Origin of the sequence: Flavobacterium procerum, assembly GCF_042431625.1 — a bacterium.
Lineage (GTDB): Bacteria > Bacteroidota > Bacteroidia > Flavobacteriales > Flavobacteriaceae > Flavobacterium > Flavobacterium procerum.
The window spans coordinates 1-23,542 of record NZ_JBHLYW010000005.1; the positions used below are offsets into that span (position 1 = coordinate 1).

The 23,542-nt window shown below is 36.0% G+C and carries 16 protein-coding genes; 5 read left to right on the forward strand and 11 right to left on the reverse strand.

Annotated elements, in window-relative coordinates; genetic code table 11:
* A partial coding sequence (locus tag ACFFLS_RS04130) for a PKD-like domain-containing protein (RefSeq protein ID WP_379689191.1) occupies positions 1-2,601 on the reverse strand: 2,601 nt, incomplete at its 3' end.
* Positions 2,602-2,869: 268 nt separating this feature from the next.
* Here ACFFLS_RS04130 and ACFFLS_RS04135 point away from each other — a divergent pair.
* From ACFFLS_RS04135 to ACFFLS_RS04145, 3 genes are all read left to right on the forward strand, one after another.
* Positions 2,870-3,346, forward strand: coding sequence for a regulatory protein RecX (locus tag ACFFLS_RS04135; protein WP_379683937.1), 477 nt, complete (start codon positions 2,870-2,872; stop codon positions 3,344-3,346).
* Positions 3,347-3,750: 404 nt separating this feature from the next.
* Positions 3,751-8,283, forward strand: a complete 4,533-nt coding sequence (locus ACFFLS_RS04140; RefSeq protein WP_379683938.1) for a RemA C-terminal-like gliding motility protein — start codon at positions 3,751-3,753, stop codon at positions 8,281-8,283.
* A gap of 145 nt (positions 8,284-8,428) precedes the next feature.
* Complete coding sequence (locus ACFFLS_RS04145) at positions 8,429-11,500, forward strand: RemA C-terminal-like gliding motility protein (protein WP_379683939.1); 3,072 nt, start codon at positions 8,429-8,431, stop codon at positions 11,498-11,500.
* Between the two features lie 73 nt (positions 11,501-11,573).
* Here ACFFLS_RS04145 and ACFFLS_RS04150 read toward each other — a convergent pair whose 3' ends face one another.
* From ACFFLS_RS04150 to ACFFLS_RS04180, 7 genes are all read right to left on the reverse strand, one after another.
* Positions 11,574-12,740 carry a beta-ketoacyl synthase N-terminal-like domain-containing protein gene (locus tag ACFFLS_RS04150; protein WP_379683940.1) on the reverse strand — a complete coding sequence of 389 codons (1,167 nt, stop codon included), beginning with the start codon at positions 12,738-12,740 and terminating at the stop codon, positions 11,574-11,576.
* Between the two features lie 90 nt (positions 12,741-12,830).
* A complete protein-coding gene (bioA, locus tag ACFFLS_RS04155) occupies positions 12,831-14,102 on the reverse strand; it encodes an adenosylmethionine--8-amino-7-oxononanoate transaminase (protein ID WP_379683941.1) in 1,272 nt (423 codons plus the stop codon).
* 22 nt (positions 14,103-14,124) lie between these two features.
* Positions 14,125-14,757, reverse strand: coding sequence for a dethiobiotin synthase (gene bioD / locus ACFFLS_RS04160; protein WP_379683942.1), 633 nt, complete (start codon positions 14,755-14,757; stop codon positions 14,125-14,127).
* Positions 14,758-14,929: 172 nt separating this feature from the next.
* Complete coding sequence (locus ACFFLS_RS04165) at positions 14,930-15,544, reverse strand: hypothetical protein (RefSeq protein WP_379683943.1); 615 nt, start codon at positions 15,542-15,544, stop codon at positions 14,930-14,932.
* Positions 15,534-16,037, reverse strand: a complete 504-nt coding sequence (locus tag ACFFLS_RS04170) for an RNA polymerase sigma factor (RefSeq protein ID WP_379683944.1) — start codon at positions 16,035-16,037, stop codon at positions 15,534-15,536. Before ACFFLS_RS04170 ends, ACFFLS_RS04165 begins: the two co-directional genes overlap by 11 nt.
* A gap of 7 nt (positions 16,038-16,044) precedes the next feature.
* Positions 16,045-16,908, reverse strand: a complete 864-nt coding sequence (locus ACFFLS_RS04175; protein ID WP_379683945.1) for a TraB/GumN family protein — start codon at positions 16,906-16,908, stop codon at positions 16,045-16,047.
* 442 nt (positions 16,909-17,350) lie between these two features.
* The gene (locus ACFFLS_RS04180) at positions 17,351-18,487 is read right to left on the reverse strand and encodes an aminotransferase class I/II-fold pyridoxal phosphate-dependent enzyme (protein WP_379689194.1); all 1,137 of its coding nucleotides are present in this window, start codon (positions 18,485-18,487) and stop codon (positions 17,351-17,353) included.
* Between the two features lie 189 nt (positions 18,488-18,676).
* Between ACFFLS_RS04180 and ACFFLS_RS04185 the strand changes: the two genes are divergently transcribed.
* A complete protein-coding gene (locus ACFFLS_RS04185; protein WP_379683946.1) occupies positions 18,677-19,549 on the forward strand; it encodes a hypothetical protein in 873 nt (290 codons plus the stop codon).
* A 3-nt stretch (positions 19,550-19,552) separates the two neighbouring features.
* Positions 19,553-19,759, forward strand: a complete 207-nt coding sequence (locus tag ACFFLS_RS04190) for a helix-turn-helix domain-containing protein (protein ID WP_135222187.1) — start codon at positions 19,553-19,555, stop codon at positions 19,757-19,759.
* A 69-nt stretch (positions 19,760-19,828) separates the two neighbouring features.
* Here the strand turns inward: ACFFLS_RS04190 and ACFFLS_RS04195 are convergent, their stop codons facing one another.
* The 3 genes from ACFFLS_RS04195 to ACFFLS_RS04205 form a co-directional block, all read right to left on the reverse strand.
* On the reverse strand, positions 19,829-20,110 hold the full coding sequence (locus ACFFLS_RS04195) for a F0F1 ATP synthase subunit delta/epsilon (RefSeq protein ID WP_379683947.1): 282 nt from the start codon (positions 20,108-20,110) through the stop codon (positions 19,829-19,831).
* Between the two features lie 92 nt (positions 20,111-20,202).
* Positions 20,203-21,714: a F0F1 ATP synthase subunit beta gene (gene atpD, locus ACFFLS_RS04200; RefSeq protein WP_379683948.1), complete on the reverse strand. Its 1,512-nt coding sequence runs from the start codon at positions 21,712-21,714 to the stop codon at positions 20,203-20,205.
* 236 nt (positions 21,715-21,950) lie between these two features.
* Positions 21,951-23,525, reverse strand: a complete 1,575-nt coding sequence (locus ACFFLS_RS04205) for an SGNH/GDSL hydrolase family protein (protein WP_379683949.1) — start codon at positions 23,523-23,525, stop codon at positions 21,951-21,953.
* Between the last annotated feature and the right edge of the window lie 17 nt (positions 23,526-23,542).

Genomic DNA, 23,542 nt, shown 5'->3' on the forward strand with positions numbered 1-23,542 from the left:
GCAAGGCGAAGCATTGGATGTCATACGAACAGTAATAGCATTTCCATTTGCTAAACCGGTAGTTGTATAAGTTGAATTTGTAGCACTCGCAATTAAAGTTGCTCCATTGTACCACTGGTATGTTGGCACTCCTCCTCCGTTTGTTGGAGTAGCTGTGAATGTTACTGAAGTACCCGCACAAATTGCTCCTGCTGGCGAAGCTGCAATGCTTACACTAGCTGGCAAATTTGGGTTTACTGTCACAGTAAAAGTTGTTCCAGTACTTGTACATCCATTTGCATTTCTTACAGTAAGAGTTCCTGTATAAGTTCCTGCATTTGCTGCAGCCGGAATTGTAATATTGATAGAGCCGCTTGCTAATGAAGCATTCGAAACCGGCAAAAATGAATTTGTTGGAGTTGAATTCCAAACAATGCTGTAAGATGTTGGTGCTCCTGTTACGGCTGAATAATTCAAGGTTGTGCTTGTTGCTCCTGCACATATAGCTGTGGCAGTAGAAGAGTGTGTAATTGTTGGCAGTGGAGCAACTTTTACTAATACTAATCCGGAAATATTTGTACAACCATTAATCGTAACTTTTCTTCTAAACCAAGTATCCTGAGTTATGGCAACTGTTGGAGTATAATTTCGAGCATTGTTTGTTCCCGGCGCGTTTCCAAAAACACCTGAAGCACTTGTACTTGTTTCCCATAAATAGGATGTCACTGTTCCTGTAGGAAGGCTTCCTGAAATTACTCCTGGAACAGTTCCTGAACATATTGGTTGTGAATAATTAGCAGCAATATACAATCTCTTTTCTAGACCAACACATCCATCATCAAAAACACTATTTGAAGCTGCTATAGTAACTGCATTTGAATTCCCTAAAAAATAAGTCTCTGCAACTGACTGACTGAAAGTAGAATGACATGCAGTATTTACAGTAAATGAACCGCAGCTTCCGTTTGGCAAACCATAACTTGCAAAACTTACATTGTTAAAATAAGTTCCTGTCGGAGCAGTTAAAGTAAGATTATTATATTCTTGAGCCTGATTACAAATTTCGGTTGAACCAGCAAGAGTTATTTTGTTATTAATATCACTAGGATTTACAGTTACTGTAACATTAAATGGTGCTCCTGGACAGCTTCCAGTTAAAGGCGTTACAGTATATACTACGTTTTGCGCAGTTGTACTGAAATTCGTCAAAGTACCAGAAATAGATGAAGCGCCACTTCCTGCCGCACCGCCTTTGACCCCAGCGGGCATCGTTGGTATAGGCCAGCTGTATGTTGTGTTTGCAGGTACAGTTCCATTAGTACCGTTTACTGGTGTCACCGAAAAATTTCCATCAGAACAAATGGAAGCAGTCATGGCATTAATCGTAGCTTTCGGATTTATGGTAACTGTTGCAAGTGTTCTTGTGCATGAGCCTTCCGCTTGTGCATAAAAATTATATGGTCCGCCAGGAGTATTTGTGTTAGGTAAAGTAGAACTTCCAACAGGATTAAACGGAGATCCACCTCCTATAGCAGTTCCACCTGTCAAACCAGTAAACCACTGTATTGGCGATAATGTTACTTGTCCTCCTGTTGGAGGCGTTACATTCCATGTGTAATTACCTGAATAAGTACCATTTGAACCATTGTAAGTAGTAGAAATTAATGTGTAGACTACTCCTGCTGTTAAATTTGCAGTCAATCTCGGCTCAAGACCAATACCATCAGCGTCGTCATCTCCTACAACCCATCCTGATCCACATGTACCAGGCGTCATTCCATCCCTATAAATATAAGCCATTCCGTCAAAACTACCTGTATCAGTCATTTTAAATGTATAAGATCCATTGACGCTTACAGTAAATGTAGTAGCGGTGTAGTTTCTTGTCGTATTTCTAAACTCACAAACAGGATCATTCTGCATGCTCGCTCTGATAATTCTAGCTGTTGGATCAGTAGCCGCGTTCCAAGAACCTGAAAACGTATTTCCAGTAACTGCTGTACTTGATGTCGCGCTTATACTGGCAGCATCTCCTTGGCAAATGGTAGTAGGTGTCGTTGTTGGTGGAGCAAGACAAATTGTGCCATTAAAAGTAAAATCATTTATACTAAAAGTACTGCCATTTGAGTCTCCTGAGTTATACCCATATAAACGAAAAGTAATAGTTGTTGTAATATTTTGAAAAGAAGTACCTAATAAAAAGGTATTTCCATTTGTGTCTGTTTTTACCCCATCAATATTTGCCGAGTATCCATCTAAACTGGATCTCAAAACAAATCTTGTAGGTCCATTATTATTAGTTGAACTTGTATAAATAAGATTTACAAAATTAATTGAACTTCCTCCATTTGGAGTTATTGTAAATGTAAAAAAGTCAGTTAAATCAATATTGGAGCTATTTGTCCATCCACTTGCTCGATAAACATTATTTGCACCAGAACTAGATATGCCAGTCCCTCTTCCAATACCCAAAGCCGTAATATTCGCATCAACAATTTGACCTGTTGTGTAAGGATTTGCTGTAATGTTATTTCCTGTTATTGGGTTTGTCCAAATAGACTGTGCAAAAGTTAAACAAGGAAAAACGATAAAAATGACGAACAAAAGTAATTTTCGTTTCATAGGCATGTGGTATTATGTGATAAATTTGTTTTTGGGCGTAAAAAAGAAAATAAGAATTCGAGCGTTTTTTATCTAATTTTAATGTTCAAATCTTGTTTTGAAATTTATTGAACATTTGTTAAAATTTTAGATGTCAAAAAATCTCTGTTCGGTGGTTAGCCGAATTTTTAGTCTTCTTTCTTTTTTACAAATATTAACAAATTTTAGAATAATTTTGCTACCAAATGCAATAAATCACATTTAATCGTTAAAAAGAAAGAAAAAGCCGATGAAAGACATTATAACACCAAAAGAAGCTTTACAAAAATTGGAAAATTTTTGTGCTTATCAAGAGCGTTGTCATGAAGAAGTGGTAGCAAAATTATACAGCTTGAAAATGAATTCTGACGAAATCGATGTAATCATTGTAAAGCTAATTGAGGGTAATTTTCTTAACGAAACGCGCTTTGCCTGTAGCTTCGCAAGAGGCAAAAACCGCATAAAACACTGGGGAAAGCTGAGAATTATGAACGAACTTAAAGCTCGAAAAATTTCAGCTGCAAATATTAATTTGGCCTTGAAAGAAATTTCTACCGAAGAATATTTTGAAACTTTCGAAAATCTAGCCGAGCGCTGTTGGGACAATTTGTCAGAAAAAAATCTTCTGAAAAAACGAAAAAAATTTTGCGACTATCTGCTTCGACGAGGATACGAAAGTAATCTGATTTATGAAAAAATGAAAGAATTTGAAGAAAAAGAGGGTTGATTTTTTGTTGAACTTTTTACAAAATTTTCATTTTTTAACAAATTTAACGACTCAAACTCAATACCGTATTAAATTACTGACGAAACGCAATACTACTTTTGGTTATAATTTATTCCAAATTTGAGGATTTTATACTCAAACTCGCGTTTTTATGACTAAAAGTTCAAAAATACAACTCAAAAAACCCAATTATTTGAGATTATTCTTATAAGAAATTTTAACATTTTATAAGAAATAACGCCAAAAGCTATTTTTTGGCGTGTATTTTGTCGATTTTTTTAACATTTCATCGATTTTTTGGGTGTTCTCAAAACCCTAACTACTTCCCGCACGTAGATGTATCTATCTTTGCGACGCATGCAAAATCTTATGCCAGCATAACAACCTGATAGAAAACATTTAACATGAAGAAAACTTTACTTTTATTTTTATTGTTACCCATTTTGGGATTTGCTCAAGAAATTTCTAAATGGAATGCTTCTACAGCTTCACATTTTACACCCGTTGTTAACACGAATCTAACTCCATTAGATATTACAACTAACGGAGGCGTTAATATTGGTTATATTTCTTATAATAGTGAAGCAACTTTTTTTCAAACAGGAAACTGGCCTGTTCCACAACAAAATGGAACAGCATATGATGCTAATAAATATGTTCAGTTTAGCATCCAACCTAAAGCGGGTTATAAAGCTGACGTAACAACCTTTACTTTTCAATGTAGATCTGGATCAGGAAAATTTAAAGTTAGGTATTCAAAAGATGCAACATTTACTACAGGAGTTTTTGATTTAATAACAGAGACAGATAATCCTAGTGATTGGACCACTTTTACTAGAACATTATCTAATGATCTAAATCCCGTATTAGACAATGAAAAAGTATATATTCGAATATATTCTTACAGCACAAATAATACTTTCGAAATAAAAACCGGAACTTTAAACACCAATATCGTACCAGTAATGAATGGTACTGTAACAACTTTTGATGCCACAAAAATCATGGCAATAAAAGATTTTGTAGATACGAAAACAAATACAGCGATAAACATTTACCCCTTAAAAAATGATGTGAAAAAGGAAAATGTAACTTCTCTTGTTGTATCAACACCACCAGCTGCTACGGAAGGAACAGTTATTGTAAATCCTGATCGAACCTTAACTTTTAACCCTGCAAAAGACTTTGTTGGAACATCAACTTTCAGCTATTCTATTTCTAACGGAACTGAAACATCTACTGCAACAATAAAAGTTACTGTCTCAAATAGCATAGACAGCAATTTATCAATTTGGGATGGAGCGGGGAATAGTTTATCTCCAAAAACTAACATCTATGTAAATGATAATGCTCCTGTAACTGCAACAGGAGTTAATTTAAATTATACGTTTTACAATACAGATAATGCATTTTTTCAAACTAGTGGATGGCCAAATCCACAGGAAAATGGAGGAAAAGAAAGCCCTACTAAATATGTTGAATTCAAAATAAGTCCTGATAGTAAACACAAATTAAATATAAAACAATTTAATTTTACTTATCGTGGGCAGAATCAAAAATTCTTGGTAAAATATTCAAAAAGTACAGACTTTTCAACTGGCGCACAAGTTTTAATTCCAGAAACTAATACCGCTTCTGATTGGACAACTTTAACTAATAATATTTCTGCAAGTGTAAGTCCTGTATTACCAGGTGAAACATTATATATTAGATTTTATGTATACAGCAGTAACAACACTTTTGAAATTAAAAACGGAAATGGAAATCTTCAGGGTCCAACAATCACAGGAACTGTTGAAGATGTTTTTACTTTGACAGCTAATGACGATTATGTTTCTACTCCAACGAATCAAGCTGCAACTATTTCAATATTACAAAATGATGTTGTGGGAGGATATCCTATACAATCAATATCTCTAACACAACCTGTAAACGGGACAGTAGCACTAAACGCTTCTAACCAAGTTGTATTTACTCCATCATCAAGTTTTACAGGATCTACTTCATTTACTTACACTATCCGTAACTCAAATAGTCCATCTGACTATTCTTCTGCAACAGTATTTGTAAATGGCACTCCGCCTCCATGTACTCCGGCAGGCGACCAGACTACCTTTGGAGCAAATTCATGGACTGGATATGTTTATAAATGGACTGGAACATATCCGAATCCGGCTACGCCAAATACGCTTCCAATATCTGCCACTTCAACTTATATCGGAACTGTAACCGAAAATGCATTGTTTGATAGAAATGTTGGAACTGGTGCTGTAAATGGTGTGACTAGAAATATCAATTGTGAGACGCCTCCAACTGATAACTTCTTTGTTCGTTATAAAATGAGAACTACAACTGCTGCTGGTATTTATAACTTTACGATTGGTGCCGATGATGGGGTGCGTTTATATATTGATGGTGTTCTAGTGAATGTAGCACCAACGAATTCATATACTGGTCATGGCTATAACTCTTATGCTGCACAGGTAACATTAGATGCACGAGCACACGATTTTGTTTTAGAATATTTTGAAATGGGAGGTTCTGCAAGAGTTTCATTCTCTTACGGAATTATTAGTACTGTTTTAGGCGCTAGTAATCCTCCTGGTACTGACAAATGGAATGTTTACGGTTATACACTAGCAAATCTTGACATTCCTGCTTACAGTTATGCGGGAAGTTATGTAGACAATAATCTTAATATCGCTACTACCGCTTTTTGGAATAGAGCTGCTTCACCATCTTCAACAACTGGATGGAGCGGAGCACCGGTTCCTGTAGATAATTTTACTATTAGCTATAAAAGAAAAGGCTTCCCTTGCGGAAGATATAGAATCGTTGTAGCAAACTGTGACGATAATCTGCGAATTTACCGTAACGGAACTTTAATTTACACAGCCGGAGGAAACATCAACAATAATACTGCAGCAGTAAACAATACAACTTACGATCTTGGTGCTGATTCTGAAATAGAGGTGCGTTTACAAGAAGATGCAGGAGATGCTCTTATGAATGTTAACTTTATACCGTCGACTACACCTGGCGATGCTGCAAATGCACCAACTGCTTCTGCCACAAAACAGCCAAGTTGTGCAGACAACACTGGTACAATTACTGTTACAAATCCTGCTTCTAGCACTGGATTCACATACAGCATTGATGGAACGAGTTATACTAATACTACTGGTGTATTTACAGGATTAACAGCTGGTTCATACAATGTTACAGTTAAAAACACAAGCACAGGATGTATCTCTCCTGCAACTGTTATCGCCATAAACCCAGCTGCAGGAAAAGTATGGAACGGAAGTACAAACACTTCATGGAATACTCCTTCAAACTGGACTCCATCTGGTGTGCCAACAACAACAGACTGTGTTGAGATTCCTAACGTAGCGGTTAAACCTATTCTTGCTGCAAGTACTGGAACATATTATGCTTATTCATTAACCATTAACAATCAAGCATCGTTGACGGTTGGCTCTAACAATACAATCCAGGTTACAAATGCTGTAACAGTTTTAGGAAATGGACAATTAATCTTCGAAAACAACTCAAGTTTGATTCAGACTACTAATGCGACAAACAGCGGATATATCACCTACAAGAGAAGCACTCAGCTGGTAAAACGTTTTGATTTTACTTACTGGTCAACACCGGTGATTGGTGCCGACAACACTCTTCACAACTTGTCGCCAAATACATTGTTTGACAAATATTACAGTTACGATGCAGCTGGAGATAAATGGGCAATCAACAATTATGGAACAATCAATATGGCTTACGGAATTGGCTATATCGTGAGAGCTCCTCAATCTTACAGCACGACTGTTCCTGCTGTTTATACTGGATCATTCGTCGGTACGCCAAACAATGGGCCTTACACCATACACCCGATTTCAGGAAAATGGAACCTTATCGGTAATCCGTATCCTTCTGCTCTTGATGCTGAAGAACTGATTGATGTAAACCACCTCGCGGGAACAGACATAGGGGCTTTGTATTTCTGGACGCATAATTCGCCTCCAAGTAGTGCTAATAGTGGAAACGCAACAAAAAATTACACCAGCAATGATTATGCGGTATACAGTCTTGCTGGAAGCATAGTTACAACAAGCGGTGCGGCCAGCCCGAGCGGTTACATAGCAGCTGGACAAGGTTTCTTTGTGCAGCCTTCTGGAAGTTCAATCTTGTTCAACAACAGCATGCGCGTAAGTGGAAACAATACTCAGTTCTTTAAGACTTCTGCATCGGCTAAAACCGAGAAAAACCGTGTATGGTTGAATTTCACCAACACCCAAGGTGCATTCAAACAGGCACTTATTGGATATGTTGAAAATGCGACCAACAAAATGGATACAAATTATGATGCCTTAACAATGGGAAGCAACAGTTATGTTGATTTCTACAGTATCAACGATAAAGATCTTTTGACTATTCAGGCGAGAGCGCTTCCTTTTGACAAAGCCGACATTGTTCCTCTTGGATATAAGACTACTGTTGCTGGTAATTTCACAATCGGAATAGATCATACAGACGGATTATTTGCAGAGCAGGCAGTCTATCTTGAAGACAAGACAACAGGCGTAATCCATGACCTAAGAACTGCCGATTATACCTTTGCTACAGCTGTAGGTACTTTTGCTGATCGTTTCGTGCTTCGTTATACTTCTAAAACGCTTGGAACTGGAGATTTTGAAAACGTAGAAGATAGTGTACTGATTGCAGTGAAAGACAAAACTGTAAACATCACTTCGACCAAAGAAAATATCAAGGATGTCCTGATTTATAATATCGGAGGGCAGGAATTATACAGTAAGAAAAAAGTCACGGCAACAGAACTGCAAATTACAAACTTGCAGGCTGGTGAACAGGTTTTACTAGTAAAAGTAACTTTAGAAAATGACCATGTTGTTACGAAGAAAATCATTTTCCGATAAATAATAATAAAGCATCAAAAATCCGACAATCAACGTTGTCGGATTTTTGTGCATTCATATAGAGACATTCTAAAAATTAAATAACTGACTAACATTCAAAATACGAAAAAGAAATATTACGAAACTTTAATCGAACCCAAACCCCATGTTATCAAAACCAATTTTGAATCTTCATAATTTATTTTTTAAAAGCTTAGGAATCCTTTTTTTCTTAATTTCTTTTAAAACTATAAGCCAGACAACCGTTACTAGAATTCATACAGACTGGAACGGATATTGGACGTCTAACTCTACAACCGCTTCAGGTAATCGTCCGAATACAGAAAATAATCTTCTTGCTTTTTTATGGAATGGCACTACCTATTCTACTGGAGTAAATGATGCCACTCTTACGACAAGAGGAGTTACTTTTAATGCTCAAAAGTACAGAGCCTTAAAAATTCAAACCCTAGGACAAGAACCTGGAAGTACATTTTTCCTTCAAGGTTCTATGATCGACGGATCCAATTCAACCGCGACCTTAACTCCGCCTCTAATGGGCACTACTTCAACAGGCCCTGAACTTGCTTCACGACTTACTGATGGTGTAAACGGACTTACGCTTGGAACCGGTATTGCAAACATCAAAGCAGGAACAGCCGAATTTAAAATCGGAACTAACAATCTTACCATTTCTGGTATTGAAGATAATATCCCAGATTTGATTGTAACTCAGGTTGCTGAACCAGGAGGTACGCCAGACTCGTTTAGATTTGTGGATGCTTCTGGAGCAACAGTTGGAAACTCCTTATCTGTTTCCTTTGGATCTGTAACTGCAATCGGAACTTACAGCCTAGATTTATTTAGAGCCGATAATGGCACAATGGCCTTTACAGCTGCTGCGACCAGAGATATCCGAATAGTTGGAATAGAAACCAAGTCATTTGGAATTACACCTGCAAATGCAGCACAAGTTGACCGTTTTATCGTAACATTTTCAGGAAACTCAGATTGTGCTTTTATCGCTTTTAATACTAGTTCATTAAAAATAGCAGAATTAAGCATGATTAAAAGGGCATCAATTGCTTCCTGTGGAAAATTAGGAGATACTGTTACTTATACCTTTGATATCAAAAACACGGGAGAAGTACCCGTTACCAATATTTCGGTTACCGATCTTATGCCAGGTTTAACAATTACTGGTAATTCTATTCCGAGTTTAGCTGCTGGTGCCTCTACAACACTTACTGGAACTTATACTATTACCGCTGCAGACGTTGCTGCCGGAAGAATAACTAATACGGCAAAAGTTTCAGGAACAGATCCATCCTTAAACGTGGTAGAAGATATTTCGGGACAAACTTATACCGACAACATCGCAACTGTAATCGATTTACTGGCACCGCCAACTATCGGAACAGTTACCAATACAACTTGTTCTTCATTAGGAACCGTAGTTGTAAATAATCTTCCATCAGGAAACTGGACACTTGAAAGAACTCCTGGAGGCGTTATAACCAATGGTTCCGGAACAACTGCAACCATTACTAATATACCTGTTGGTACATCGTATTCATTTAGAGTAACAAACAGCACAGGTTGCAAATCACCGTCAACAACAACATTTAACATAACCAACCAATCTTCTACTACATGGAATGGTACAGCTTGGTCGAATGGAACACCTGACAGCTCAAAAGGATTAACTTTCTCTGGAGCCTATACCATAACATCAGATTTAACTGCTTGCTCTTTAACTGTTAATTCAGGTGTAAATCTAGTAGTTCCATCAGGTGTTACATTAAACATAACAAATGCTGTTACTGTTTCTGCGTCGGGTTCATTAACTTTCGAAAACAATTCAAGCCTTGTCCAGATAAATAATGTTTCCAATTCAGGAAATATCGTTTACAGAAGAATTACACAACCAGTACGTCGTTTTGATTTTACTTACTGGTCTGCCCCAACATACAGCTCTTCATATAAGCTTAGTACTTTATCTTCAAACACTTTGTTAGATAAATATTACAGTTATAATGCCAGTACTGAAAAATGGGTAATCAATAATTACGGAACTTTGACCATGATGCCAGGTATAGGCTATATTGTTCGTGCACCACAATCGTATAGCACTACTGTTCCAGCGACTTATTTGGCCTCTTTCGTAGGTGTACCTAATAATGGAAATATACCATTAACAACGGTTTCTGGACATTGGAATTTAATCGGAAATCCGTATCCTTCAGCTGTAGATGCAGAAGATTTCATCAGAATCAACAGCCTTGCGGGTACAAATGTTGGCGCGTTGTACTTCTGGACACATAACACATCTCCAAACGCAGGAATTCCGGGAGACAAGACTAATAATTATACCAGTAGCGATTATGCAGCATTCAGCCTTTTGGGTGGAGTTAAAACCAGCAACGGAGCCGCGCATGTAGATGGTTACATTGCTTCTGGCCAGTCGTTTTTTATTCAACCAACGGGAACTTCTGTTGTTTTTAACAATGCTATGCGTGAAGCTGGACACAATACACAGTTTTTCAAAACAAGCGGAACCGAAAAAAATCGTCTTTGGTTAAATTTCAGCAATAATGAAGGCGCGTTTAAACAAGCTTTGATAGGATATATAGAAAATGCAACTAATAAAATGGATGCCAACTACGATGCGGTAACCATGGGAGCAAATAGTTACGTAGACTTTTACACTATCAACGATACAGATAATCTAACCATTCAGGCACGTGCGCTTCCTTTTGATGATGCAGAGATAATTCCGCTTGGATACAAAACCACTTTTGCGGGAGATTTTACTATTGCTATAGATCAAGGAGAAGGTTTGTTTGCAAATCAGGCTGTTTATCTAGAAGACAAAAAAGCAGGTACCATCCACGATTTAAAAAGTGCTGATTATACTTTTACATCTACCGTTGGAACTTTTACTGATCGTTTTGTATTGCGCTACACTTCTAAAACATTAGGAAACGATGATTTTGAAAATGTTGAAAATGGTGTTTTCACTGCCGTGAAAGCTAAAACGATCACCATAACTTCTTCTAAAGAAAATATCAAAGAGGTATCTATTTACAACATCGCCGGACAGTTGGTGTTCAATAAAAATAAAGTAAATACTTCTGAACTAAAAATCAATAATCTACAAATGGGTGAACAGGTTTTATTAGTTAAAATAACTTTAGAAAACGATCATACCATCAATAAGAAAATTATTTTCAATTAATTGAAAACTGATTTTCAATAAAAAAATCCATTCCAGAAATTCCGGAATGGATTTTTTATTTAAAGTAAAGAATTTAAGCCTTTTCAATCAAAATACTGACTGCATTTCCGCCAAAACCCACTGCATTTATTAAAACTTTTTTGATTGGCCTTTTTTTGAAATCCATTTTTGCAAAAGGCACTCCGATAAAAGTATCGTGTTGTATCATCAACAAAGCCAGCTCAAGGCTTAAGAGTCCAGAAGCTCCAAAAGTATGTCCAATTTTCCATTTATTAGTGGTTAGCAGCGGCAAGTTCGAACCAAATACTTTTTCGATTGCGCGTAGTTCTGTCAAATCGCCTTTTATGGTTCCTGGAGCATGCATGACAATAACGTCAATGCCATCTAGATTTTCATTTTTCAAAGCCATTTTCATGGATTTCTGAAAACAGTCTGCTTCTGCAGAAATTGAAATATTATGTTCGAGAATTTCTGTTGCATAACCAAAACCGCTGATGTAAGCCATTGCATTTTCTTTTTCTCCAGTTTCTAGACAGCAAACCGCAGCCCCTTCGCCCAAAACCATCGTATTTAGTGTTTTATCAAAATCAAATGCAAGATTTGGCCAAGATTCTTCGTCAAGATTGATTCTAGAGTAAATTTTGAGTGCACGCATTTGTGCAATTGTAAAATCGGTTAAAGGAGCTTCGCTTCCTCCTGTTAAAAATTTATCTGCCATTCCAGAATTCAACCAAGCAATTCCATTCAAAACCGCGTGCAAAGCAGTTGAGCAGGTAATTGAATGTGAAATTTCTGGACCATTATTCTGAAGATCATGAGCAATCCAAGACGAAATATTTCCTAAAGTAGTCGTTGGCGAGGCTAATGTCTGTGCTTTTCCATTCTCTAAATATTCCTTATAATGTTTCTCGAACAAATCGGTTGCTCCTCTAGACGAACCAATGTTGATTCCAAAAACATCGTCTTTTGTCCATCCAGCATTTTCAACTGCAATGCGAGAAGCTGCCAAAGCAAACAAAACAGAATTATCTAAAAATTTATATTTTATATCTGATTCCTTTATTTCTTCAACAATTTCTTTTGATGCCGTACTCAAGGCCGCAACGGGTGTTTCCTGCCCATCTAAAAATTGCTTCGTAAAACAATGTTTCGGATCAAGATAGTTTTCCCAAACTTCAGCCGAAGTATTGCCCAGTGGAGAAATTGACGAAAAGGCCATTATAGAGATTTTATTATTCAATGTATTGACTTTTAAATGTTTTTAGCAAACAAACAATATAAGTGATATAAGTATATTTAAGTTTTTTATACAATGTGATATTGCAAATACTTATACCATCTCGATTGCTTCTTCAATTGTTTTATATATTTTCTGAAGTTGTTCGTCTGTCATAATATAAGGCGGAAGTACGTAAACAATATTACCTACAGGTCTTAAGACAACTCCTTTTTCGATAAAAAAATTGTACAATTTAGTGCGCATAGAACCGTAATAACTTTCTTCAGCATCCGATTTTATTTCGACTGCAAAAATAACTCCCAAAGTTCTTGCAGTTATTACTTTCGGATGTTTTTCAATCTTTTTCTGAAACAAAAGATGACTCTTATTTATTCTTTTGATATTTTCCTGCATTTCAGAAGTCTGTAGCAAATCAATACTCGCCAAAGCCGCAGCACATCCTGTTGGATTTGCCGTAAAAGTATGTCCGTGAAATAATGCTTTATTGATATCATCATCATAAAAAGCCTCAAATATATCTGCTGTAAAAGTCGTAATTGCCATCGGAATAGTTCCGCCTGTTAGTGCTTTTGACAAACAAATCATGTCGGGCTGTTCGGTTGCATAATCCATGGCGAAGTTTTTTCCGGTTTTTCCAAAACCAGTCATTACTTCGTCTGCAATAGTCAAAACGTTATTCTTTTTGCAAATCTCAATGAGTTTGTCTAAAGCTTCGGGCTCGTACATCACCATTCCGGCAGCGCCTTGAACTAGAGGCTCAAAAATAAATCCGGCACAATTATGCTTTTTAATGGTTTCTTCCAAAGCATCAAAACTTTCCCGCTCCTTCCCTTTTACCGGAACTGGAATTCGAACTACATCAATAAACATTCCCTGAAATGCCATGGTATAAAATGAAATACCGCTTGCAGCCATTGCCGCAAAAGTATCTCCATGAAAAGCATTTTCAAAAGCTATGATAATAGTTCTTTTTTCACCTTTATTAAAAAAATATTGCAAGGCCACTTTTATTGCCACTTCTACTGCAGTCGATCCATTATCAGAAAAGAATATTTTTTTCTGATTATCTGGCAATATTTCCATCAATCTTTCCGCCACTTTTACAGCAGGTTCGTGTGTAAAACCTCCAAACAAAACATGCTCTAAGGTAGTGAGCTGTTTGTAAATTGCATCGGCGATAATTTTATTACTATGTCCAAACGGATTTACCCACCAGGAAGCAATTGCATCAATATATTCTTTATTGTTTTCGTCCCAAAACAATGCACCTTCCGCTTTTGTTATTGCAATAGGAGCCGAAGCGGTTTTGTGCTGTGTGTACGGATGCCAGAGATATTGGTTGTCTTTTTCTACTAAATTCATATTTGATTTCAGATTGAAGATTTTAGGTTTTAGATTTTTCTAATGCTAATAAATTTTCACGAAACAAATCAGCATATTCTCTAATTACATTTTGGTCAAAAAATGGTTCTTCATCAATTCTTCCAATGCATTTTATTCCGGTATAATTGAGAATAAAATCTTCTGTTGATTTATTTTCGCTTCCGCTGAAGATGATTCCTGCGATATCCAGTTTTCTGTTTTTCAAAGATTCAATCGTCAATAAGGTATGATTGATGCTTCCTAAATAATGCCTCGAAACGACAATTACTTTATAATCTGCTTTAATCAAATCGATTACCATTTTCTCCTGATTCAAGGGCACAAACAAACCGCCTGCACCTTCAATTACCAAATGATTCTCTGTTTCGGGTTCGATAATTTTATCTAATTCAATCAAAACATTATCAATTTCAGCTGCGAGATGCGGACTTGCCGGTGTATTCAATTTATAGCTGTTTTCAAAGATTTTAGTTTTTGAATTTGAAATTCTGGCTTTAATCTTATGACTGTCCGAATTATCCAAATCTCCAGCTTGAACCGGTTTCCAATAATCAGCTTCTAAAGATTCGACCACAATTGCCGAAGTTATTGTTTTACCAACATCTGTTGAAATTCCTGTTATGAATATCTTCATAATAAATAGACCACGGATTATACTGATTAAACAGATTAACCGCGGATTTTTTTACATTCTACTAATCTAAATAACAATCTGTGATAATCCGTTCTATTTGTTTTATCTATGTGTCATCATGCAAAAATACCAATAAAAACAACAAGCCCATCGTAATTGATGGGCTTGTTGTTTATTCTTCTTTTAATTCGTCGATTACTTTCTTGATTTCTTTTGCATATCTTCCATAAGAATAGTGAACCGTCCATTCCATTGCCAACCCCATAAACAAGATAGAAGTTGCAATACCTGTAAAAACACTTATGAGCTGCCTGTTAGTAAAATTAGCGACATCAAAACCTGGATGTTGCGAAATTTTATTGTACCAAATACCAATTATAAACAGCACCATAAATGGAGTTAAAGCAAATCCGAAAGTTTTAGACAACTCCATGTTAAGCCTTATGTCAAAGTACGTTTCATATAAACTGTCTTTTGTTTTCAAAGCAATCTTACTAAGTCTCTTATAAAAAAAATAAAGTTTAAGCAAATAATAAACCGACACAGCAAAAGCTATACTGTAAAACAAGTAAAAAGGCAAAATCCATTTTTCAGGAAAATGAAATATATAAGGCGATAACCCAATTATCAATAAAGCAATTGTCTGTCCAATAAGTTCATTTCTCAGATTCTTTCTAATCTTATCCAAAGGCGTGTTAGCCGAATTTATTTTTTCTAAATTATCTGGAAGAACGACATTCTCTGTCTTTTCGTTATTCCATGCGTTTTGTATATCGTTAAAATCCATATCCTTGATTTTTAATTATTTCTTTTAATTTTTCTTTTGCTCTATTTAATTTTACTCTGGCATTTCCTTCAGAAATTCCAAGATTTTCGCCAATTTCCTTATGAGAAAAACCTTCTAACTGATAAAAAATAATGGCTTTATCAATCTTTTCGAGTTTTTGCACCGCTTTATAAAAATGGTCTAGCTGACTTTCTTTTATATGCGAATCGCCTTCATCATCTTTAATATTTTCCGAAGCAATTTCGTATTTGTCTACTTTTCGTTTTTCTTTTCTAAGGAAAACAATTGCCGTATTTACTGCTACTCGATACATCCAGGTCGAAAATTGACTTTCGTTTCTAAACGTCTCGTACGATTTCCAAAGTTGGCAGACAATTTCTTGAAATAAATCCTGCTGGTCATCATGGTTGTCCATGTACATTTTCGAAACTTTGTACAAAATCCCTTTATGACTTTCGATTCGGTTTAAAAATTCCTGTTCTTTCTGTTTCAAAATAAATTTAATTCAGTATTGGTTTTACACTATATCCTGCTTTTCTTAATAAATTGATTACGCCATACTCCCCGCCCAAATGTCCTGAACCAAAAGCAAAAAACACGCTTTCTTTTTTCATTAGTTCCGGCATTATTTTTACCCAATTAAGATTTCTATTATCCAAAATCTGTTTCTTGGTTTTTTCGCTTGTTGTTTTTTTATCTGTAATAATATCATACAAACCAATTATATTTTCAGTTTTGTACTGCTCAACAAGTTTTGTTGTTTCGTTTCCGTTAGATTCTCCAAGTGCCGTAATCATTTCCTCGTTTGTATAAGCATTTTCAAACATCGCAAATTGAAATTTAACCGTTTCAAGTCCGCCAACTTGTATGTTTTTCTTTTTAGCCATCTCTATAAATTCCAATTCATAAAATTTCATGTCTGCACAGCCAAAAGATTTCATCGAAATCAGGCTCATTACAGTAAATAAACTAAAATTATCTACTTGCTGTACAGACATTCCGGTTTTCTTTTTTAGAATCGCATCTAAATTAGATAATTGTTCCGGACTTAGTTTTTTGCTCAAAGGTTCTTTTCCCATTGCCATTTTTTGCATTTCTAAAGTTTCGTTAGGATCTGCAAAATTGATTTCTAAAAAAAGTTTGTCTGAAACCTCGAAGGCTTTTTTTGCTTTTTCGCTTAAGAAATAATCTGGTGAACAGATCATGTGAATCGTTCCATACAAGTAAGAAGGCTTTTTCAGACCGTTTCCAGAAACCTCCCACAAAAGTGAGTTTTCTAATTTTGGTGCCGTTTCTTGAGCTTTTGCTGCGAAACAACAGATTGCCAATAAAAATAATACTGCTGATTTGATTAAATTTTTCATTTTGTTGATTGATTAGTTGATGAATGATTGATTGAAATTTGATTGATGATTGAAACTCCTTCTAGTATTTAGTATTTTTATTTCTCTGCCACGAAGCTATAACTCCGATAACTAAACAGACAGCGATAACTTTCATTAAAAAGTAGCTTACTAAGCCTAATAAAAATCCTATTGAAGTATAAAAGAAAATTTTAGAAAAAATATCTTTTGACGAAGTTGATTTTGATTTCATAACGTTCTAATTTTTTTGATTACGACTCGTAAGTGACTAAACAATCAAAACGTTACAAAAAAAGTTTCATTTTTTTTTAAAAAGTGAGTAAATACAGGCTATAGCGACTGATATTTTTTTATTTCAAAAAGATTCGCAAAAGAAAACACAGAGTTACACAAAGTTTTCTTTGTGCTTCTTTGAGTTTTTGTGTGTGTATCTGTGAAAAAACTAAAACAGAAAACTTCTTAAAGCCTCTAAAACTTGAGTTATTTCATCCTCAGTGTTATAACTATGAATACAAAAGCGAAGACGCTCCTGTCCTTCGGGAACAGTTGGTGACAAAATGGCTTTGATATCAAAACCTTTGTCTTGCAATTCCTGTGCAAGATTTTTTGCGTTCTGATTTCCTGGAATAACGGCAGATTGTATTGCCGATTTACTTCGGACAAAAATGGGTTTTAATCCCAACAAATTTTTCTGTTGATTAAAAAACACAATATTCTGACGAAGTTTTTCGATGGTATCTTTCTCAATTTCCAAATGCTGATAAGCTGTCAAAATTGTAGAGACAGAATGTGGGGACAATCCGGTAGTGTAAATAAAACTTCTGGCAAAATTCACGAGATATTCTCTCAATTCAATACTTCCCAAAATAGCGGCGCCATGGCAACCAAGTCCTTTTCCGAATGTCATGATTCGGGCAAAAATTCGGTTATGCAATTGTCGGTATTGTGTTACTCCTTCTCCTTTTTCACCAAAAACTCCCAATGTATGCGCTTCATCAACAACCAAAAAACAGTTGTATTTTTCAGACAGTTGCACCAGCTCTTCCAAATTCGGACTATCGCCATCCATAGAAAAAACAGTTTCGGTTACAATGTAAAGATTCGTATCTGGAAATTTTAGAATCAGTCGTTCCAAATCTTCAAAATCATTATGCAAAAACTTAAACGATTTGGCATTAGACATCGAAATTCCGTCCCGAATCGAAGCATGGCTCAATTCATCATACAAAATAACATCATTACGCTGCGGTACAGCGCCAAAAAAACCAACATTGGCATCATAACCCGAATTAAAAATTAAAGCCGATTCTGAATCATGAAATGCCGCGATAAACAATTCTGCATTTTGATATAGGGAATGATTTCCAGAAATGAGCCTCGAACCTGTCGCACCGTTCTGGATAATGTCATTTTCGATCAGGTAATGGTGTGCCTGTTTGAAAATCGATTCTGACTTTGAAAACCCAATATAATCATTTGATGAAAAATCGACCAGATTATTAAAACTTGGCAGTCGTCGAAATGAATTATTCTGTTTTCTTGTTTCGAGCTTTTGTATGAGGTTTTGGGCTAGTTTCATAAAAACAAAGTTATGAAATTTGATATGAATTAAATAAACGGCAGCACATAGGCTAACCTGTCCTTCGCTTATTCAATTTTAGGTTGCTTGATAAAAGGAGTGGAAAAAATTAAAATCGTTTTTTAATAATTAATTATCGTTTTTCGATAATTTTTATATATTTGCAATGAACCAAAAACCTAAATCATCATGAATCCAGTAAAACATTTCGCATCGTTTCTCTACTTTGCTGTACTCTTTGGTATTATAAGTTATTCATTCTTTTTTCTCACAGTCGTTTTGGGAAAATTTTTTGGAAACGACGGGCAATTTATTATAAAGAATGGCAATTCGACCATTACAATGGGAAACAAAACATCTGAAGGATATTATGTTCCTGTCGCACTCACTTTACAAATTCCCGATTCTATAAGAAAAACCCAAGGAGGTTTTGGAGTATACGCAACAGACTCCTATCCACAAACAACCAGAACATATCTAGAGGATAACAAAATAGCAAAAGCTATAAACATTTACAATGTCAGCTCCAAAGGCAATTACGCTTCACTAGGTGCCGATGGGAATGGAAATTATACGTATAAACAGGCCAATAGGTTTAAATTTATAAAATATGCCCCACAAGGAGATTCAGTTTATTTAAAAATATTGACTAACGAACCTTCTACCAACACTATACTAGCCATAAGAGAACAACTGAACAGCATTGTTCTGATTTTAAAAATGATTTTTCTAGCACTTATTTTACGTGAATTGGCTAAAGAAATATATTTTTCAAAATCTCTTTCAACTTATATCAAAAGATTAGGATACGTGTTTCTGTTCTCCCAATTAATCCCTATCATTTACTGCTTTCTCGACATTAATTTATTTGAACACATAGGGGTCGAAACACAAGTTTTAGCATCTTTACAGAGAACTTCCTTCGAAAATATTAAAGTTTCATTTAATCCAACGATAGACGTACAGTTTTACGCAGTACTTTTGGGAAGTATTTTGGTATTGCTTACCAAATTGATTGAAAGAGGAAGATCTTTAGAAGAAGAAAACGAATTAACTATTTAAACTATGCCAATTATCATCAACTTAGACGTAATGCTCGCTAAACGCAAAATGCGCTCAAACGAGCTGGCAGAAAAAATCGGAATTACAACGGCTAATCTTTCTATATTAAAAACGGGAAAAGCAAAAGCAATTCGTATTTCGACCTTAGAAACCATATGCGAAATATTAGAATGCCAGCCGGGAGATATTATGGAATATGTAAAAGAATAAAAACAGTATTCAACAAAAAAAGCCAGACAATTTCAATTAGTCTGGCTTTTTTATGTATTATAAATTGTCTTAGTCTGCTAAGACAATAATTTTATTGTCTTTCATCTCGATAGTTCCCGAATTGATTTCCAAAGTGTAAGTCTGGTCATTTACTTTCGTGAATTTATCTGCCGCCTCTTTAGAAAAATTAAAGCTTGGAGCCGCAATCTTAATTGTTCCTTTTTCTAAAATAGAAACAATTGGTGCGTGATGATTTAAAATCTGAAAGCTTCCATCAACTCCTGGTAAAGTAACCGCAGTAACTTCTCCTGAAAATAATTTTGCTTCTGGTGATACTATTTCTAAAATCATAACTTTTTTTTAAGTTCCAAATTATAAAATTCCAAATCCCAATTTTGGAATTTGGAATTTTTATTTTTTGATATTTATCAAGCTATGCTTGATTATGCTTCAGCTAACATTTTCTCTCCAGCTTCGATTGCATCCTGAATAGAACCTTTCAAGTTGAAAGCTGCTTCTGGAAGGTGATCTAATTCACCGTCGATGATCATGTTGAAACCTTTGATAGTATCTTTAATATCAACCAATACTCCTGGGATACCTGTAAATTGCTCCGCTACGTGGAATGGCTGAGACAAGAAACGCTGTACACGACGAGCTCTTGATACAGAAAGTTTATCTTCTTCAGATAACTCTTCCATACCTAAGATAGCGATGATATCTTGTAATTGTTTGTATTTTTGAAGAATTTCTTTAACTCTTTGTGCACAGTTGTAGTGCTCATCACCTAAGATGTGTGGAGTCAAGATTCTTGAAGTAGAATCTAACGGGTCAACTGCAGGATAGATACCTAACTCAGCAATTTTACGAGACAATACTGTTGTTGCATCTAAGTGCGCAAAAGTTGTAGCCGGCGCCGGGTCAGTTAAGTCATCCGCAGGAACGTAAACCGCTTGTACAGATGTAATAGATCCTTTGTTTGTAGATGTAATACGCTCTTGCATTGCACCCATCTCAGTTGCCAATGTTGGTTGGTAACCTACCGCAGATGGCATACGTCCTAAAAGTGCTGATACCTCTGAACCTGCTTGTGTAAAACGGAAGATGTTATCAACGAAGAACAATACGTCTTTTCCTTGGTCTGATCCAGCTCCATCACGGAAGTACTCGGCGATAGATAATCCTGAAAGTGCCACACGTGCACGAGCTCCAGGTGGCTCATTCATTTGTCCGAAAACGAAAGTAGCTTTAGACTCTCTCATTCCTGGCATATCAACTTTAGATAAATCCCATCCTCCATTTTCCATAGAGTGCATGAAATCATCACCGTATTTAATAATTCCTGACTCTAACATCTCACGAAGCAAGTCATTTCCTTCACGTGTTCTTTCTCCTACTCCAGCGAATACTGAAAGTCCACCGTGACCTTTAGCGATATTGTTAATCAACTCCTGAATCAATACTGTTTTACCAACACCAGCACCACCAAACAATCCAATTTTACCTCCTTTTGCGTAAGGCTCAATCAAATCGATTACTTTGATACCTGTAAATAAAACTTCAGATGAAGTTGATAAATCTTCGAATCTTGGAGCTGGTCTGTGAATTGACAAACCGTTTTCTCCTGTTTTTGGCAAGTTTCCTAAACCATCAATTGCATCTCCAATAACATTGAATAATCTTCCATATACGTCTGGACCGATTGGCATTTGGATTGGATTACCAGTTCCAACTACTTCATATCCTCTAGACAAACCGTCTGTAGAGTCCATAGAAATGGTACGAACAGTGTTTTCACCAATGTGAGATTGTACTTCTAGAACTAAAATAGTTCCGTCTTTTTTTGTGATTTCTAATGAATCATAAATTTTTGGAAGTTCAACATCTTTACCGTTGAAAACTACGTCAACTACTGGTCCAATGATTTGAGCAACTTTTCCTATTACTTTTGACATTACTTATGTATTTATTAAATAGCTATTTAGGTTTATCGAAAATACCTCTTTTTTCAGAGCGCAAAGATAATTTTTTAAAATATAAAATCAATTTTTTTTTCATAAAAAATAGAACGATTTTGTTTGATTCATAAAAGTCTGCTTTAAAATCATAAAAACTTCATTTTTTTTACAAAACAAAAAACCGCTTTATTCTAAGAAATCAGCGGTTTTTTTATGCATTTTAAACTATATTTTTAAGGAAGTGTCGCAGGATACTGAATAGGATACACTCCTAAATCTACATGACGCAAAGTTGCACCGTATTTAGCGTTTATGGCATCAACAAAAATATTTGCAATTAAACCATACCCTCTCGCACTTGGATGAACACCATCTAGCGAAAACGCTCCACCTGTCGCAAAAGAAGAACTCATTGTGAAATTTCCAAATCTAATTCCACCACTTGCTAATTGTGTCAAAGTTGCTTTTGTATCTACAAATGCAAGACCTTTTTCTTTAGCAACTGCTTCAATTGTTGCATTGTATGCATCAGTGGCTTTTTTAACTTCCGCAGTTTCTGTCGGAATCAATACATGTTTATCTTGTAGAGGATACGATATTCCAAACGCATTTAATGGAGACGGCGGTGCAATTCCGATTCCGGAATTAGACGCGGTTGGTGCAGTACCAATATCAGCTCTAGTTGTTAGCACAATTAAATCAGTCGCTTTAGCCTGTCTTACCTGTCCAAAAACATTTCCGTAAAAAGCCGCTGTCTGCGCTCCTAATGTAGGCGTAAATGCCGCTGTTAACTGAGCAGATAGATTAGTCAGCGTTTCATCTTTTATCAGCAAAGGACTTGCCCCGGTTTCAGAAAGAAGATTGATTCTGTCTCCTGCACTAAAGGCGGTCAATGCTTGCTTTAACGGACCGTATAATTGTGTATTTAATGCTTTGATTGTAGCCACTCCTACAGCTTCATTATTTTTCCCAATCAATTTAGGAGTAAGCGGGCTGTAAGGAACAGTTGTAAAATGAGGCAAAGCTGTAATATACGGCAGATTTGCCACTACACCCTTTGCTCCTTTCGCCGTCAAAGCAGTAACCAGATTGGCATATATACTTGCAAAAACCGTTGGATCCGTAATATCGTTTGATCCGTAAGTCGCAGGATTTGCATTTCCAGTCTGATCTTTTCCTGTACCTCCAGAAAGTGCATATGCCAAGACATCATTTCCTCCAATAAATAAAGAGAAGAAAGTAGGATCCTGCACTACGGCATCAGCAATAACTGTTGCTGAAGAAGCACTTGAAAACCTTGCAAAATAAGGATTCGCCGCACCTGTAGCCACACCAGCAACATTTCCATAATTCGCTGCCACCAAATGATAACTTTTGGCTCCGGGAACACCTAAATTATTAAATGAGCCAGTTAAATGTGCCGTAACTTCGGTACTTGGTTTTCCAACTACACTTATCGGAGTTTGCGTTGCGCCGTCAAAAGACAAACGCGTACCAGCAATTACATTGCCCCCCAAAAGCAAACCTCCGACATTATCATTCATAAGAGGTTGTGTAAAAGCCCCACCACCCGCAGCAGCGAATTGCTGAGACAAAATATTTGGATATGAATTCTCCTGACCCTTTTTAAACAAGGCGTTGTCACTGTAACCTGCCGCAAAAGAATCTCCAAGAGCTATATATTTTGTAAAGACCGCAGAACCAGGTGTTACAGGAACTTCCGCAGGAGTATCATTATTGTCATCATTATTACACGCAGCCATAACAGTTAGAGAAACCAATAACAGCCATTTTATATTTTTTTTCATTTTAGTACTTTTTAAAA

Bases quoted from the DNA above. Each gene is read 5' to 3' on its own strand.
- ACFFLS_RS04135 (WP_379683937.1), top strand. From the start codon at position 2,870: ATGAAAGACATTATAACACCAAAAGAAGCTTTACAAAAATTGGAAAAT.
- ACFFLS_RS04140 (WP_379683938.1), top strand. From the start codon at position 3,751: ATGAAGAAAACTTTACTTTTATTTTTATTGTTACCCATTTTGGGATTT.
- ACFFLS_RS04145 (WP_379683939.1), top strand. From the start codon at position 8,429: ATGTTATCAAAACCAATTTTGAATCTTCATAATTTATTTTTTAAAAGC.
- bioA (WP_379683941.1), bottom strand. From the start codon at position 14,102: ATGAATTTAGTAGAAAAAGACAACCAATATCTCTGGCATCCGTACACA.
- bioD (WP_379683942.1), bottom strand. From the start codon at position 14,757: ATGAAGATATTCATAACAGGAATTTCAACAGATGTTGGTAAAACAATA.
- ACFFLS_RS04165 (WP_379683943.1), bottom strand. From the start codon at position 15,544: ATGGATTTTAACGATATACAAAACGCATGGAATAACGAAAAGACAGAG.
- ACFFLS_RS04175 (WP_379683945.1), bottom strand. From the start codon at position 16,908: ATGAAAAATTTAATCAAATCAGCAGTATTATTTTTATTGGCAATCTGT.
- ACFFLS_RS04180 (WP_379689194.1), bottom strand. From the start codon at position 18,487: ATGAAACTAGCCCAAAACCTCATACAAAAGCTCGAAACAAGAAAACAG.
- ACFFLS_RS04185 (WP_379683946.1), top strand. From the start codon at position 18,677: ATGAATCCAGTAAAACATTTCGCATCGTTTCTCTACTTTGCTGTACTC.
- ACFFLS_RS04190 (WP_135222187.1), top strand. From the start codon at position 19,553: ATGCCAATTATCATCAACTTAGACGTAATGCTCGCTAAACGCAAAATG.
- ACFFLS_RS04195 (WP_379683947.1), bottom strand. From the start codon at position 20,110: ATGATTTTAGAAATAGTATCACCAGAAGCAAAATTATTTTCAGGAGAA.
- atpD (WP_379683948.1), bottom strand. From the start codon at position 21,714: ATGTCAAAAGTAATAGGAAAAGTTGCTCAAATCATTGGACCAGTAGTT.
- ACFFLS_RS04205 (WP_379683949.1), bottom strand. From the start codon at position 23,525: ATGAAAAAAAATATAAAATGGCTGTTATTGGTTTCTCTAACTGTTATG.